This is a genomic window from Pseudomonas paraeruginosa PA7 (genome assembly GCF_000017205.1).
Lineage (GTDB): Bacteria > Pseudomonadota > Gammaproteobacteria > Pseudomonadales > Pseudomonadaceae > Pseudomonas > Pseudomonas paraeruginosa.
The window spans coordinates 4508429-4523705 of sequence record NC_009656.1; the positions used below are offsets into that span (position 1 = coordinate 4508429).

Annotated in this window: 15 protein-coding genes and 1 tRNA gene; 8 read left to right on the top strand and 8 right to left on the bottom strand. The window is 66.6% G+C overall.

Annotated elements, in window-relative coordinates; all coding sequences use genetic code 11:
• Window positions 1-113 precede the first annotated feature (113 nt).
• From doeA to PSPA7_RS20820, 5 genes are all read left to right on the top strand, one after another.
• The gene (gene doeA, locus PSPA7_RS20800; protein WP_012076785.1) at window positions 114-1304 is read left to right on the top strand and encodes an ectoine hydrolase DoeA; all 1191 of its coding nucleotides are present in this window, start codon (window positions 114-116) and stop codon (window positions 1302-1304) included.
• A 4-nt stretch (window positions 1305-1308) separates the two neighbouring features.
• A complete protein-coding gene (doeB, locus tag PSPA7_RS20805) occupies window positions 1309-2310 on the top strand; it encodes a N(2)-acetyl-L-2,4-diaminobutanoate deacetylase DoeB (protein WP_003153045.1) in 1002 nt (333 codons plus the stop codon).
• Window positions 2311-2336: 26 nt separating this feature from the next.
• On the top strand, window positions 2337-2819 hold the full coding sequence (locus tag PSPA7_RS20810; RefSeq protein WP_041025505.1) for an Lrp/AsnC family transcriptional regulator: 483 nt from the start codon (window positions 2337-2339) through the stop codon (window positions 2817-2819).
• A gap of 165 nt (window positions 2820-2984) precedes the next feature.
• On the top strand, window positions 2985-4442 hold the full coding sequence (locus PSPA7_RS20815) for an NAD-dependent succinate-semialdehyde dehydrogenase (protein WP_012076787.1): 1458 nt from the start codon (window positions 2985-2987) through the stop codon (window positions 4440-4442).
• Between the two features lie 13 nt (window positions 4443-4455).
• Window positions 4456-5835 carry an aspartate aminotransferase family protein gene (locus PSPA7_RS20820; RefSeq protein ID WP_012076788.1) on the top strand — a complete coding sequence of 460 codons (1380 nt, stop codon included), beginning with the start codon at window positions 4456-4458 and terminating at the stop codon, window positions 5833-5835.
• Window positions 5836-5958: 123 nt separating this feature from the next.
• Here the strand turns inward: PSPA7_RS20820 and PSPA7_RS20825 are convergent.
• From PSPA7_RS20825 to dapA, 5 genes are all read right to left on the bottom strand, one after another.
• Window positions 5959-6048 (bottom strand) — tRNA-Ser (locus PSPA7_RS20825).
• Window positions 6049-6141: 93 nt separating this feature from the next.
• Complete coding sequence (gene purC, locus PSPA7_RS20830) at window positions 6142-6852, bottom strand: phosphoribosylaminoimidazolesuccinocarboxamide synthase (RefSeq protein WP_003153039.1); 711 nt, start codon at window positions 6850-6852, stop codon at window positions 6142-6144.
• Window positions 6853-6880: 28 nt separating this feature from the next.
• Entirely contained in the window at window positions 6881-7639 is a 759-nt protein-coding gene (locus tag PSPA7_RS20835) for an MBL fold metallo-hydrolase (protein ID WP_034079422.1), read from the bottom strand.
• Window positions 7578-8768 (bottom strand): NlpB/DapX family lipoprotein, encoded by a 1191-nt coding sequence (gene bamC / locus PSPA7_RS20840; RefSeq protein ID WP_012076790.1) that lies wholly within the window; start codon window positions 8766-8768, stop codon window positions 7578-7580. Before bamC ends, PSPA7_RS20835 begins: the two co-directional genes overlap by 62 nt.
• Window positions 8769-8785: 17 nt before the next feature.
• Window positions 8786-9664 carry a 4-hydroxy-tetrahydrodipicolinate synthase gene (dapA, locus tag PSPA7_RS20845; RefSeq protein WP_012076791.1) on the bottom strand — a complete coding sequence of 293 codons (879 nt, stop codon included), beginning with the start codon at window positions 9662-9664 and terminating at the stop codon, window positions 8786-8788.
• Between the two features lie 184 nt (window positions 9665-9848).
• On the opposite strand from dapA, the gene PSPA7_RS20850 reads away from it, so the two are divergent.
• Window positions 9849-10406 carry a glycine cleavage system transcriptional repressor gene (locus PSPA7_RS20850; RefSeq protein ID WP_012076792.1) on the top strand — a complete coding sequence of 186 codons (558 nt, stop codon included), beginning with the start codon at window positions 9849-9851 and terminating at the stop codon, window positions 10404-10406.
• 12 nt (window positions 10407-10418) lie between these two features.
• Window positions 10419-10892: a peroxiredoxin gene (locus PSPA7_RS20855; protein ID WP_003153031.1), complete on the top strand. Its 474-nt coding sequence runs from the start codon at window positions 10419-10421 to the stop codon at window positions 10890-10892.
• A gap of 55 nt (window positions 10893-10947) precedes the next feature.
• On the opposite strand, the gene PSPA7_RS20860 is transcribed toward PSPA7_RS20855, so the two are convergent.
• Together PSPA7_RS20860 and PSPA7_RS20865 are read right to left on the bottom strand one after the other, a co-directional pair.
• Window positions 10948-12021: an AI-2E family transporter gene (locus PSPA7_RS20860; protein ID WP_012076793.1), complete on the bottom strand. Its 1074-nt coding sequence runs from the start codon at window positions 12019-12021 to the stop codon at window positions 10948-10950.
• Window positions 12022-12054: 33 nt separating this feature from the next.
• Window positions 12055-12306, bottom strand: coding sequence for a sulfurtransferase TusA family protein (locus PSPA7_RS20865; RefSeq protein ID WP_012076794.1), 252 nt, complete (start codon window positions 12304-12306; stop codon window positions 12055-12057).
• 162 nt (window positions 12307-12468) lie between these two features.
• On the opposite strand from PSPA7_RS20865, the gene PSPA7_RS20870 reads away from it, so the two are divergent.
• Entirely contained in the window at window positions 12469-13902 is a 1434-nt protein-coding gene (locus PSPA7_RS20870; protein ID WP_012076795.1) for a tetratricopeptide repeat protein, read from the top strand.
• A gap of 105 nt (window positions 13903-14007) precedes the next feature.
• On the opposite strand, the gene nadA is transcribed toward PSPA7_RS20870, so the two are convergent.
• Window positions 14008-15066 (bottom strand): quinolinate synthase NadA, encoded by a 1059-nt coding sequence (gene nadA, locus PSPA7_RS20875; protein ID WP_012076796.1) that lies wholly within the window; start codon window positions 15064-15066, stop codon window positions 14008-14010.
• Window positions 15067-15277: the final 211 nt, after the last annotated feature.

The window sequence follows — 15277 nt, forward strand, 5'->3', positions numbered from 1 at the left end:
CCCCCGCCGTCCCGGCCCTCCCCTGCAACGGCAGAGCCTCGGGATGACAGGGGAGCCCAGGCACGGGCCTTCCGGAGCAGGCCCGGCAACCACTCAATCCAGAGGATTTCCGCATGCCCGAAATCGTCGTCGATCTCCCCTTCGCGCGGGAGGAATACGCCCAGCGCCTGGCCAAGGTCCGCGCCAGCATGCAGCAGCGCGGCATCGAGCTGCTGCTGGTCAGCGATCCGTCGAACATGGCCTGGCTGACCGGCTACGATGGCTGGTCCTTCTACGTGCACCAGTGCGTGCTGCTGGCGCTGGACGGCGAGCCTGTCTGGTTCGGCCGCGGCCAGGACGCCAACGGCGCGCGGCGCACCGTGTTCATGCAGGCCGACGCTATCGTCGGCTACCCGGACCACTACGTGCAGTCCGTCGAGCGCCATCCCATGGACTACCTGGCCCGCGAAGTCATCGCCGCGCGCGGCTGGGAAACGCTGGCCATCGGCGTGGAAATGGATAACTACTATTTCAGCGCCGCCGCCTTCCGCTCGCTGCAGAGCAACCTGCCGCAGGCGCGCTTCGTCGACGCCACCGCGCTGGTCAACTGGCAGCGCGCGCTGAAATCTCCGCGCGAGATCGAATACATGCGCATCGCCGCGCGCATCGTCGAGAAGATGCATGCGCACATCCTCGAACGCATCGAACCGGGCATGCGCAAGAACCAGTTGGTGGCGGAGATCTACAGCGCCGGCATCCTCGGCGTCGACGGCCACGGTGGCGACTACCCGGCGATCGTCCCGCTGCTGCCCACCGGCGCCGACGCCAGCGCGCCGCACCTGACCTGGGACGACACGCCCTTCCAGCGCGGCGCCGGCACCTTCTTCGAGATCGCCGGCTGCTACAAGCGCTACCACTGCCCGCTGTCGCGCACGATCTACCTGGGCAAGCCGCCGCAGCACTTCCTCGATGCGGAAAAGGCCGTGGTCGAAGGCATCGCCGCCGGCCTGGAAGCGGCCAGGCCGGGCAATACCACCGGCGACATCGCCCGTGCGTTCTTCCGCGTGCTGCAGAAGTTCGGCATCCACAAGGACAGCCGCTGCGGCTACCCCATCGGCATCAGCTACCCGCCGGACTGGGGCGAACGCACCATGAGCCTGCGTCCCGGCGACGAGAGCGTGCTGCAAGCGGGCATGACCTTCCACTTCATGCCCGGCCTGTGGATGGACGATTGGGGCCTGGAAATCACCGAAAGCCTGCTGATCGCCGACAGCGGCGCACAGACCTTCTGCGACTACCCGCGCCAGTTGTTCGTCAAGGAGTGAAACCATGAACCAGTTGCCCGACAACCCCATCGCCGCCAGCGTCAACTTCGAGCACGACGGCGTGCAGCACGGCCATCTCAAGCTGCCCTACTCCCGCGACGACTCGGCCTGGGGCGCGGTGATGATCCCCGTCTGCGTGGTAAAGAACGGCGCAGGCCCCACCGCACTGCTCACCGGCGGCAACCATGGCGACGAGTACGAAGGGCCGGTGGCGCTCAGTCGCCTGGCCCAGGAACTGCGCGCCGAGGACATCCGCGGCCGGGTGATAGTCGTACCCTTCATGAACGCCCCGGCCTTCCTCGCCGGCAAGCGCACCTCGCCGATCGACGCCGGCAACCTCAACCGCAGCTTCCCCGGCCGCCCGGACGGCACGGTGACGCAGAAGATCGCCGACTACTTCCAGCGCACCCTGCTGCCGCTGGCCGATGTGGTGCTGGACATCCATTCCGGCGGCCGTACCCTCGACTTCCTGCCCTTCGCCGCCTGCCACGTCCTGCCGGACAAGGCCCAGCAGGAAGGCTGCGAGGCGCTGATGCGGGCGTTCTCCGCCCCCTACGCCATGCGCATGCTGGAGCTGGACGCGGTGGGCATGTACGACAGCGCCGCCGAGGCGCAGGGCAAGCTGTTCGTCACCACCGAACTGGGCGGCGGCGGCAGCAGCAGCGCGCGCAGCGTCGCCATCGCACGCCGCGGCGTGCGCAACGTGCTGGTGCAGGCCGGCATCCTGCACGGCGCAATCGAGCAGGCGCCTTCGCGGATGCTCGACATGCCCGACGCAGACTGCTTCGTCGCCAGCGAACACAGCGGCCTGCTGGAGATGTGCCGCGACCTCGGCGAGCGAGTGGCGCGCGGCGAGGTGCTGGCGCGGGTGCACGACGTGCTGCGCACAGGCGCCGCACCGGTGGAGTACCGGGCCAAGCGTGGCGGCATCCTCGCCGCGCGGCACTTCCCCGGTCTGGTGCAGAGCGGCGACACCCTGGCGGTGGTCGCCGAAGTGCTGGCCTGATGCGCACCACGGCGCCGGAGGTGGCGATGACCAAGCTCGACCGCTACGACCTGAAGATCCTGCGCATCCTCGCCGACGACGGACGCATCACCAAGTCCAGCCTGGCCGAAGCCATCAACCTCTCGGTCAGCCCGGCCTGGGAGCGGGTGCGCAAGCTGGAGGAAGCCGGCCTGATCAAGGGCTACCGCGCGCAGATCGACTGGCCGGCGCTGTTCCGCCAGCAGCAGGTGCTGGTGGAAGTCACCCTGGGCCGCCACACGGCCCAGGACATGCGGCGTTTCGAACAGCGTCTGCTGCAGGCGCCGGAAGTGGGCTTCTGCTACGCCACCGGCGGCGGGGTGGACTACATCGCGATGATCCAGGCTCGGGATATTGATCATTACCAGCGTTTTATCGACCAGTTGCTACTGGAAGACCTGGGAATCGAGCGCTATTTCACCTACATCGTCACCAAGGTGATCAAGCCGCTGGATGCGGCCGTACCGGCAGAGGCGCTGGCGGGAACCTGACGGCATGCCGCCCTTCGCCTGCCGGCGGCGCGCCGGCGGGCGAAAAAAGCCAAGCCGGCGGCGCATCTGCGGAAAGAATTGCCACCGCCGCCCCGCCCTTAGGAAAAAACCGCCACGGCGTCCGCCCTAGGATGACTCCCATGCCACCTGCAAGGAAACGCCGTCATGTCCTACGCCCACCCCCTCCTCTTCAAGTCGCTGTGCTACGTCAACGGCCAGTGGCTGCATAGCGCCAGCGGCGCCAGCGTCGCCGTGGAAAACCCGGCCAGCCGCGAGGTCATCGGCCACGTACCGCTGCTCGAACGCGAGCAGATAGTCGCCGCGGTGGATGCCGCCGCCGCGGCCTTCCCGGCCTGGCGCAAGCTGTCCCTGGACCAGCGCGCCGCGCCCCTGCTGCGCTGGGCCGAACTGATCCGCCGGCACCGCGAGGACCTGGCGCAGATGCTCTCCCAGGAACAGGGCAAGCCCCTGGCCGAGTCCCGGGGCGAGATCGACTACGCCGCCAGCTTCATCCCCTGGTTCGCCGAACAGGCCCGGCGCCTGGACGGCCGCAACATCCCCAGCCACATCCCCGGCGCCCACCTGGGCACCGTGATGGAGCCGGTCGGCGTGGCGGCATTGCTGACCCCCTGGAACTTCCCCGCGGCGATGATCACCCGCAAGGCCGCCGCCGCCCTGGCCGCTGGTTGCACGGTGGTGGTCAAGCCAGCCCACGAGACACCCTACTCGGCCTTCGCCCTGGCCCAGTTGGCCGAGGAAGCCGGGCTCCCGGCCGGCGTCTTCAACGTAGTGCTGGGCGAACCGCAGATGAGCATGGAAACCCTGGTACAGGACAGCCGCGTGCGCGCGGTGAGCTTCACCGGCTCGACCCGCGTCGGCAAGCTGGTGCTGCAGGCCGCCGCCCAGGATGTGAAAAAAGTGGCGCTGGAACTGGGCGGCAACGCGCCCTTCATCGTGCTGCCCGACGCCGACCTGGAGCAGGCGGTGAAATTCGCCATCAACGCCAAGTTCCAGACCTCCGGCCAGGACTGCTGCGCGGCCAACCGCATTCTGGTCGCCCGCGAAAGCTACGAGCCCTTCCTCAAGCGCTTCGCCGCCGCGGTGCGCGAGCTGCGCGTGGGCCCGGCCAGCGACCCGCGCAGCGACATCGGCCCGCTGATGCACCAGGCTGCCTTCGCTGCCACCTGCGAGCGCGTGCGCGACGCCATCGACCGCGGTGCGCGGCTGCTGGCGGGTGGCGAACCCCATGCCCTGGGCGGCTGGTTCCACCAACCCACGCTGCTCGCCGACGTCACCCCGGCCATGCGCATCTGGCGCGAGGAGAACTTCGCGCCCATCGCCGGAGTGACCGCCTACGACGACCTGGAGCAAGCCGTCGAACTGGCCAACGCCAGCGAGTACGGGCTGGCCGCCTACATTTGCGGACAGCGCCTCGATCAGGTCTGGCCGCTGATGCGGCGCCTGGAGTTCGCCATGGTCGCGGTGAACGGCGCCCGCTTCACCGGCCACCCCATTCCCTTCGGCGGCATGAAGGCCTCCGGCCTGGGCCGCGAGGGTAGCAGCGAAGGCTTCGAGCCCTTCATCGAGACCAAATACTTCTGCCTGCATCACGGCGCCATCTGAGGAGAACACCGCCATGACCGACTACGCCAAGCTCTTCGAACAGGACCGGGCGCACTTCATGCACCCCTCCACCCACGCCCACGACCACGCCAGCGGCACCCTGCCCGGCCGCATAATCACCGGCGCCTCGGGCGTGCGCATCCGCGACCAGCAGGGCCGCGAACTGCTGGATGCCTTCGCCGGACTGTACTGCGTGAACATCGGCTATGGCCGCCTCGAAGTGGCCGACGCCATCCATGAGCAGGCCAAACGACTGGCCTACTACCACACTTATGTCGGTCACTCTTCCGAGGCGATCATCGAGCTGTCCGCACGGATCATCCGCGACTGGGCGCCGGCAGGCATGAAGAAGGTCTACTACGGCCTCTCCGGCTCCGACGCCAACGAAACCCAGGTCAAGCTGGTGCGCTACTACAACAACGTGCTGGGCCGTCCGCAGAAGAAGAAGATCATCTCGCGCCAGCGCGGCTACCACGGCTCGGGCATCGTCACCGGCAGCCTCACCGGCCTGGCCAGCTTCCACCAGCACTTCGACCTGCCGGTGGAAGGCGTGAAGCACACCCTCTGCCCGCACTTCTACAAGGCCCCGGCGGGCATGGACGAGGCGGCCTTCGTGCGCCACTGCGCCCAGGAACTGGAGAAGCTGATCCTCGCCGAAGGCCCGGACACCGTGGCGGCCTTCATCGGCGAACCGGTGATGGGCACCGGCGGCATCATCGTTCCGCCCGAGGGGTACTGGGAAGCGATCCAGGCGGTACTGGCGAAGTACGACGTGCTGCTGATCGCCGACGAGGTGGTCTGCGCCTTCGGCCGCCTCGGCGACAAGATGGGCAGCCAGCGCCATGGCCTGCGCCCGGACCTGATCACCACCGCCAAGGGCCTGACCAGCGCCTACGCGCCGTTGTCGGCGGTGCTCGTCGGCGAGAAGGTCTGGGATGCGATCGACAGCGCCTCCGCCCGCGAAGGCGCCATGGGCCACGGCTGGACCTATTCCGGTCACCCGATCTGCGCGGCAGCGGCGCTGGCTAACCTGGATATCCTCGAACGCGAAAACATCACCGCCAACGCCGCGGACGTCGGCGGCTACCTCAACCGACGGCTGCGCCAGACCTTCGAAGGCCACCCGCTGGTGGGAGAAGTGCGCGGCGACGGCATGCTGGCGGCACTGGAGTTCATGGCCGAACACGAGACGCGCACGCCCTTCGACCCGGCGCAGAAGATAGGCCCGAGAGTCTCGGCGGCGTGCCTTGAACGCGGCATGATCGCCCGCGCCATGCCCCACGGCGACATCCTCGGCTTCGCCCCGCCGCTGGTGCTGAGCCGCGCCGAGGCCGACGAGGTAGTGGAGATCGCCAAAGCCGCGGTGGACGCCGTGGCGGCGGAGGTGCTCTGAAGGCCAGCACCGAAACGCCCTTCGTGGGATGGAGGCGCTGCGCGCCCCATCGCCTCAAGACAGCCACAGAAAAGACAAAACCCCTGAAATGCCAAGCATTTCAGGGGTTCTGGCCATATGTAATGGCGGAGAGATAGGGATTTGAACCCTAGGAGCCATTGCTGACTCAACGGATTTCGAATCCGTCCCGTTCGACCACTCCGGCATCTCTCCGTGCGGCGCGCATGATACCAGCTTGTACGCAGAACGCGAAGCCTTCTTGAAGATTTTTTCGCGTTCTTTCAGATGGTTGCGCGCGTCCGGAGGTTAAAGCGGCACGCCCAGGCGCCTGGCCACCTCTTCGTAGGCTTCGATCACCTCGCCGAGGCCCTGGCGGAAGCGGTCCTTGTCCATCTTCTTGCGGGTTTCCTTGTCCCACAGGCGGCAACCGTCGGGGCTGAACTCGTCGCCGAGGACGATCTGGCCATGGAACAGGCCGAACTCCAGCTTGAAGTCCACCAGCAACAGGCCGGCCTCCTCGAACAGCTTGTTCAGCACTTCGTTGACCTTGAAGGAATAGGTCTTCATCTGCGCCAGTTGCTCGGGAGTGGCCCAGCCGAAGGCCTGGACGTGGGATTCGTTGATGAACGGATCGCCCAGGGCGTCGTTCTTCAGGAACAGTTCGAAGGTGGGAGGAGTCAGGGCGATGCCCTCTTCCACACCGAGGCGACGCACCAGGCTGCCGGCGGCGAAATTGCGCACCACGCACTCGACCGGGATCATGTCGAGCTTCTTCACCAGGCACTCGGTATCCGACAGCAGCGTGTCGAACTGGGTCGGAATGCCGGCGGCTTCCAGCTTCTGCATGATGAAGGCATTGAACTTGTTGTTCACCGCGCCCTTGCGATCGAGCTGCTCGATGCGCTTGCCATCGAAGGCGGAGGTGTCGTTGCGGAACAGCAGGATGAGACGGTCGGCATCGTCGGTCCGGTAAACCGACTTGGCCTTGCCGCGGTAGAGTTCTTCGCGTTTTTCCATGATGGGCTCCGCTTACGGGTAATAGGGCCTAGGCGATCTCGCGCCAGTCCAGGCCTGAATGCTGATCGGCCACCTGCAGCCAGCCCGGATCGCACCCGAGGGTGTCGACGAAGGTTTGCCGGGCCAGCTGCGGCGAGTTGTTCTTTTCGCTGAGATGGGCCAGCACCAGGTGCTGCATGCGGCGCCAGTCCAGCTGCTTCACCAGTTCGGCGGACTGGTGGTTGTTCAAGTGCCCTCGCGGACCGCCAACGCGGGCCTTGAGAAAATAGGGGTACGGGCCGCCGGCGAGCATCGTGCTGTCGTGATTGGCCTCGACCACCAGCGCATCCACCGCACGATAGCACTCCAGCACCTCGGCCGTGGCCATTCCCAGATCGGTGAGCATGCCGAAGCGCCGCTGCCCGTCGGTCAGCACGAACTGGGTAGGCTCGCGGGCATCGTGGGAGACGCCGACCACCTGCACCTCCAGCCCGCGGATCGCCAGGCGCTGGCCGGCCCGCAACAGTTCGGCGGGAAGCACCGGGCGACGCATGCCGCGCAGGGTACCCGCACTCAGATAGACCGGGATCTGGTAATGCCGCGCCAGCAGCTCGACGCCATGGATATGATCGGCGTGTTCATGCGTGACCAGGATCGCGTCCAGCTGCGCGGGGCTCAGCCCCAGGCGCGCCAGACGCTTGATGATTTCACGCAGCGGAAAGCCGCAGTCGATCAGTATCCGGGTGTCAGAACTGCTCACCAAGGCCGAATTGCCCCGGCTTCCGCTGCCCAGAACCGCGAACCGCATTGCGCATGCTCTCCTGGAGTTTTTCCAGTACGTTTTGCGCGACATCGGCCGGCGCAGAGGTGTTGATGTCCTTGTCGACGGTGACCTGCACGGCGTCGCTGACGGTGGTCAGGCGGACCTGGTAGCGCTGCGCCTTGGCGTCTTCCTCTTCCTTGGTCTTCTCGCCGCCGCCGAACAGGCGACTGAAGAAGCCAGGCTTGTCTTCGTCGGGCTTCTTCGCCCCTTCGGCGATGTTCACGTAGTACACGCCAAGGCTGCGGTTGAGGTCGTCGACGCGGATGTCGGCGCTGTCCAGGGCACGCCCGACGCTGACCCAGGAGCGGTCGAAGTCGGACTGCAGGGTCAGCACCGGGTTGCCGCTGCCGTCCTTGCTCAGCTCGAAGGTGCCGGGCGTATCGTAGACCGAGTTGGCTGCCAGCAGGGAGACCGAACCGCCCTGCTCTGCGCTGCGCGCCATGCTCGCGACCATCTCGTCGAGCAGCGCCGCGTCGAGGCTCGGCGCCACCGACTTGCTCGGCCAGCTCGGGCTGCTGGTGTCACCGGCGGCGCGGGTCTGGCTGAGCACGTAGACCTCGCTGGTATTGCTTTGCACCCCGGGCTCGATGCGCACCCGAACCCGTGCCTGGCCGTCCGGCTCGACGCCGCTCACGCGACTGCTCAGGCGGCGTGCCAGCGGCGCGGAAAGCTGCGACAGCGATTGCCAGTCGGAACTGAACTCGCCGGTCTGCGGACGCTCGTCGGCGATGCGGAAACCGTTCTCCTCGAAGAACTGCCGGGCCACCGGCCAGACCTCCGCCGGCGGCCGCTGGGCCACTACCCAGCGGCTGTCGCCGCTACGCTGCAGGCTGTAGTCGCTGATCTCGCCGGAATTGGCCAGCGGCTGCGGACGCGGAACCTCGTACTCCCCCTCCTTCTCATGGGTGGTGGCGACGTTCAGCGGAATCGGCAGCAGCGGATCGAGCGGCTTGCTGTGGACCCCTTCGGGCAATTGCATGGGCGGCGTCTCGCGGGCACCGAGGTAATCGGTGCCGCGGTCGCGGAAGTAGCCCTCCGGCCCCCACAGCCAGCCGCAGCCGGAAGTGTTGCCGATAACCAGGGCGAGGGCGGTCAGTCCAGCCAGTCGCTTCATTGCGTGGAGCTCCTTGATCAAGCCAATACGCCGGTCTGGCGCATGGCCTGACGCAGCGGCTCGTGGCAACGCGGGCTGAGCCAGGTCAGGGGCAGGCGGATGCCCTCGGGGATCAGACCCATCTCATGCAGGGCCCACTTCACCGGAATGGGGTTGGATTCGATGAACAGCGCCTTGTGCAGCGGCATCAGGCGGTCGTTGATGGCCCGCGCGGCAGCGGCGTCGCCGCGCATGGCGGCGGCGCACAGGTCGCTCATGGCGCGCGGCGCGACGTTGGCGGTGACCGAAATGTTGCCCTTGCCGCCCAGCAGCATCAGCTCGACGGCGGTGGCGTCGTCGCCGGAATAGACGAGGAAGTCCTTGCCGACGCGCTCGATGACTTCCCTGGCGCGCTGCAGGTCGCCGGTGGCTTCCTTGATGCCGATGATGTTCGGCACCTTGGACAGGCGCTCGACGGTCTCCGGAAGCATGTCGCAGGAGGTGCGGCCCGGCACGTTGTAGAGGATCTGCGGGATCGCAACGGCTTCGGCGATATGGCGGAAGTGCTGGTACATGCCTTCCTGGGTCGGCTTGTTGTAGTACGGCGTCACCAGCAGGCAGGCGTCGGCGCCGCCGCTCTTCGCGGCCTCGGTCAGCGCCACCGCCTCGCGGGTGGAGTTGGCGCCGGTGCCGGCGATCACCGGGATGCGCCCCTTGACCTGGTCGACCACGCGACGGATCACCTGGATGTGCTCTTCCACGTCCAGCGTGGCCGATTCACCGGTGGTGCCGACGGCGACGATGGCGTTGGTGCCTTCCTGCAGGTGGAAGTCCACCAGCTTGGCGAGGCTGTCCCAGTCCAGTCGACCCTGAGCATCGAAGGGGGTGACCAGTGCCACCATACTGCCCGCAATCATGCAACCGCTCCTGCCGCGAAATTAAAGCGGTAATGGTACTGTCGGCGGCAGGCCTTGCACAAGACGAGCGCCGCGTCGTCGGAAGCCCCTGACAGGCGGCAGACGTTTCCCTCGGCGGCGCTTTTCGCTACCCTTCCCGCTTTCAGGTACGGCCCGTGCCGCCAGCGTATTCCAGGAAAGTTGAATGTCCACCAGCCAACCCCGCGAACAATTCCTTCTGATCAGCGCCCTCGGCCCCAATCCGATGGAGCTGACCACCCTGCTCTGCCGCGCCTGCATCGAGAGCCGCTGCGCAGTGGTCAGCAGCCGCCTGACCCGCCATGGCGAGTTCAGCGCCCTGGTGCTGCAGGTCTCCGGGAGCTGGGATGCCCTCGCCCGCCTCGAGGGCAGCCTGCCGACCCTCACCAAGCGCGGCGACATCACCCTCAGCATGACCCGCAGCAACGCCCACGTGACCCGCGCCCAGGCGCTGCCTTACGTGGCCTATGTCAGCGCGGTGTATCGCCCGGACATCCTCAACGAACTCTGCCAGTTCTTCATCGACCACAACATCGAGCTGGAGAACCTCACCTGCGACACCTACCAGGCGCCGCACACCAACACCACCATGCTCAACGCCACGATCACCGTGACCCTGCCCGCCGGCACCCAGATCAGTTGGCTGCGCGACCAGTTCCTGGACTTCGCCGACGCCCTGAACCTGGACGCCCTGATCGAACCATGGCGCCCCCAACATCCCTGAGGAGCCGAGTCCATGCCGGTCGCTATCGACAAACCCGTCCCCGACTTCACCGCCCCCGCCACCAGCGGCAAGGAAGTGACCCTGTCCGCGCTGAGAGGCAGGCAGGTCGTCCTCTATTTCTACCCGAAGGACAGCACTCCGGGCTGCACCACCGAGGGCCAGGGCTTCCGCGACCAGTACGCGGCGTTCCAGCGGGCCGATACCGAGATCTTCGGGGTTTCCCGCGACGGCCTGAAGTCCCACGAGAACTTCAAGTGCAAACAGGAATTCCCCTTCGAGCTGATCAGCGACAAGGATGAGGCGGTCTGCCAGCTGTTCGACGTGATCAAGCTGAAGAAGCTCTACGGCAAGGAATACATGGGAGTCGACCGCAGCACCTTCCTCATCGACAAGGATGGCGTGCTGCGCCAGGAGTGGCGTGGCGTGAAGGTCCCCGGCCACGTCGATGCGGTGCTCGCCGCCGCCCAGGCGCTGAACGGGGCCTGAGTCCCGCACCAGCGAAAGAGGCCGCTTCCGCGGCCTTTTTCATTTCCACCCGACGCTACGAGGTCGCCGCCGGGCTTTCGGGAAGATCCTTAGGCCAGGCGTCCAGCACCGCCTTCACCAGGGTCGCCAGGGGGATCGCGAAGAACACCCCCCAGAATCCCCACAGTCCGCCGAACAGCAGCACCGCGCAGATGATCGCCACCGGGTGCAGGTTCACCGCTTCGGAGAACAGCAGCGGCACCAGCACGTTGCCGTCCAGCGCCTGGATGATCGCGTGGGCCACCATCAGGTAGATGAACTGGTCGCTCCAGCCCCACTGGAAGAAGGCGATCATCGCCACCGGCACGCTCACCACCACCGCGCCGATGTACGGCACCACCACCGACAGGCCGACCAGCAGGGCCAGCAACGCCGCGTAGTTGAGGCCGAGGTAGGCGAAGGCGATGTAGGTCACCGCGCCGGTGATGACGATCTCGATGACCTTGCCACGGATGTAGTTGGCGATCTGCTGGTTCATCTCCGCCCAGACCTGCTTCATCAACCCGCGCTCGCGCGGCAGGTAGCGGCGAAACCAGGTGTAGAAGCGCTTCTTGTCCTTGAGGAAGAAGAACACCAGGATCGGCACCAGCACCAGGTAGATCATGATGTTCACCACTACCGGCAGGCTGGCCAGCGACGAGGTCAGCGCCCACTGGCCGATCTGGCCGAACTCGCCGCGCGCGGCCTCTATCGCCTTGAGCACCTGCTCTTCGCTGATCAGGCTCGGATAACGCTCGGGCAGCATCAGCAGCACGCTCTGCCATTCGCCGAGCATCCGCGGCAGTTCGTTGAACAGGGTGAACAATTGCTGCCAGAGCAGCGGCAGCAGGACCACCAGGAACAGCGCCAGCAAGCCGAGGAACAGGCTGTAGACCAGCCACACGGCGAACAGGTGCGGCATCCGGAAGCGCTCCAGCATGCCGACCACGCCCTGGATCAGGAAGGCGATCACCATCGCCGCCAGCACCGGCGCGAGCATCCCGCCGAAGGCGAGGATGACGCTGAAGCCGAGCACCAGCATGATCGCCAGCACCACCGCTTCCTCGTCGGAGAAGTAGCGCTGCATCCAGTCGCGTAACACCTTGATCATCGCAAATCCTGAATCGGTACGGCGGAGGCTCCGCTAACGCTTGCGCAGCCAGTATCGGTAGATGCCCTCCTCAGCCTCCTCGCGGAGCAGCTCGTGGCCGGCGAGCTGGGCGAAGGCGCGGAAGTCGCGCTGCGACCCGGCGTCGGTGGCGATCACCTTGAGCACCCCGCCGCTGGGCAGGCGGTTCAGCTCCAGCTTGGCCTTGAGCAGGGGCAGCGGACAGTTGAGACCACTGGTATCCAGCTCCGCGTCACATACCAGGGAAAATGAATCGTTATCCGTCATGACAGCCTCTCCCGAAGGGCCGACAAGCATACCCAAGCCCATCCGCCGCTGGCCAGTTGAAACGGCGGGCGACCTCCAACAGCTTCGGGTCCCGGGCAGATACCTAGGCAGTGCCGATAACCAACGGCTAAAGTAAGGCCTTTGCCAACCTGAGCTTCCTGCATGAATTTACTGCGCCCCGCCCTGTTGACGCTCGCCTGCATGCTCGCTTCGCCGGTCATGTCGGACGATCTGCCCTCCCTGGGCGACGCATCTTCCTCGATCGTTTCGCCGGAGCAGGAATTCCAGCTGGGCCGCGCCTGGCTGAGCATGCTGCGCAACCAGGTCGACGCGATCACCGACCCGCAACTGAAGGATTTCGTCGAAAGCAGCGTCTATCGGCTGGCCGAGACCAGCGACCTGCAGGACCACCGGCTGGCCTTCATTCTCATCCGCGATGCGCAGATCAACGCCTTCGCCGCGCCCGGCGGGGTGATCGGGGTCAATGGCGGCCTGCTGCTCAACGCCCAGACCGAAGGCGAGTACGCCGCGGTGCTGGCCCACGAACTCGGCCACCTGATCCAGCGCCACTTCGCCCGCGGCATCGAGGCGCAGCAGCGCATGCAGTTGCCGGTGATGGCGGCGATGCTCGCCGGCATCGTCGCCGCCGCCGCCGGCGCAGGCGACGCGGGGATCGCGGCGATCGCCGGGACCCAGGCCGCGGCTATCCAGAACCAGTTGCGCTTTTCCCGGCAGAACGAGCAGGAAGCCGACCGCGTCGGCGTCACCAACATGGTCCGTGCCGGCTACGACCCGCGCTCGATGCCGAACATGTTCGAGCGCCTGGCGCGGCAGTACCGCTATGACGGCAAGCCGCCGGAGTTCCTGCTCACCCACCCGGTCACCGAGTCGCGTATCGCCGACACCCGCAATCGCGCAGAGCAGTATCCCCAGGGCGGCAAGGAAGACAGCCTGCGCTACCAGCAGATGCGCGCGCGTACCCAGCTGATCTTCGAGGAAACCCCGGGGATGGCCGGCAAGCGCTTCCGCGCCATGCTCAACGACAATCCCGGGCTGGACGCCGCACGCTACGGGCTGGCCATCTCGCAGACGCGCATCGGCCAGCTCAACGATGCCCGTGACAACCTCAGGCAATTGCTGGCGAAGGCACCCAACGACGTCGCCTACAACCTCGCCCAGGTCGAACTGGACATCACCGCCAACCGCCTGCCGGACGCCGACCAGCGGCTGAAGAAGATGCTCGCCCAGTTCCCCAGCAGCTATCCGCTGAAACAGGCGCGCGCCGACCTGATGCTGAAGATGGGCAAGCCGCAGGACTCGGAAAAGATCCTCGACGACCTGAGCAAGGTCCGCCCGCTCGACCCCGACGTCTGGAACCGCCTGGCCGAGGTGCGCAGCCTGACCAACAACGCCATCGGCGTGCACCAGGCGCGCGCCGAATACCTGTCGCTGACCGGCGACTACCAGGCCGCCATCGAGCAGTTGGACTTCGCCAAGCGCCGCGCCGGCGGCAACTTCCAGCTGGCCGCGCGGATCGACGCGCGCCAGCAGGAAATCCGCCAGCAGGAAAGGATGGTCAAGGAAATGTTCCGCTGATCGACGGCTGATCCGAGGAAAAAAGCCCGGTGATGTTCGCCGAAGCAGGGCGTGGGACGAATGCTGCCGGCGGCGCCATTCGCCCTGCGGAGCGGGCTTGCAGGCTCAGGCGTTGCCGGCCAGGCGCAGGCGCGCGGCCTGGGTGAAATCGAGCATGCGCTTCAACGGACGGACCGCGCGCGGAACCAGCGCCGGGTCGACGAAGATCTCCCCGCTGCCCTCGCGCAGGCAGGCCAGGGTGCGCTCCAGGGTATTCATCGCCATCCACGGGCAGTGCGCGCAACTGCGGCAGGCGGCGCCATTGCCGGCGGTGGGAGCCTCGACGAAGGTCTTCTCCGGGCACAGCTGCTGCATCTTGTAGAAGATGCCGCGGTCGGTGGCGACGATGAAGGTGCTGTTCGGCAGGGTCTGCGCGGCCCTGATCAACTGGCTGGTCGAACCCACGGCATTGGCCAGCGCCACCACGCTCTCCGGCGATTCGGGATGGACGAGGATCGCCGCGTCCGGGTAAAGCGCCTTCATGTCCTCGAGCTGCTTGGCCTTGAACTCCTCGTGGACGATGCAGGCGCCATCCCAGAGCAGCATGTCGGCACCGGTCGCACGCTGGATGTAGCGCCCCAGATGCTGGTCCGGCGCCCACAGGATGGGTTCGCCGTTGTCCATCAGGTGCTCGACGATCTCCACCGCGCAACTGGAGGTCACCACCCAGTCGGCGCGAGCCTTCACCGCCGCGGAGGTATTCGCATAGACCACCACGGTGCGTTCCGGATGCTGGTCGCAGAATGCCGAGAACTCGTCCACCGGGCAGCCCAGGTCGAGTGAACAGGTCGCCTCGAGGGTCGGCATCAGCACGCGCTTCTCGGGATTGAGGATCTTCGCCGTCTCGCCCATGAAGCGCACCCCGGCGACGACCACGGTCTGCGCCGGGTGCTGGTTGCCGAAACGGGCCATCTCCAGCGAATCGGACACGCAACCGCCGGTCTCCTCGGCCAGCGCCTGGATCACCGGATCGCAATAGTAGTGCGCCACCAGCACGGCATTCTGCGCCTTCAGCTCGGCCGCGATCGCCGCGCGATGCTCGGCGCTCTCCTGCTCGCTCAACACGCGGGGTTGCTTGGCGGCCAGGTGGGCCTGGACCAGGAGTCGTTCGGAAATCTGCGTCATAGTCGCTACACCTGAAGGCGCAACAGCGCGTCTCTCTATCTTATACCCGGCGGCAGGCTGGCCCGCCGGAAGCTGACGATTGCAGGCCCGGGCACGGCACCCGGCACCGCCTGCAAGGTCGCGGATTCTAACCGCATAGGCCTGGCCAGGGCCATCCCGGCGCCAAGCCCCGCTGGCAGACGGCTACGCTAACAAAAGACATAGGTTTCGG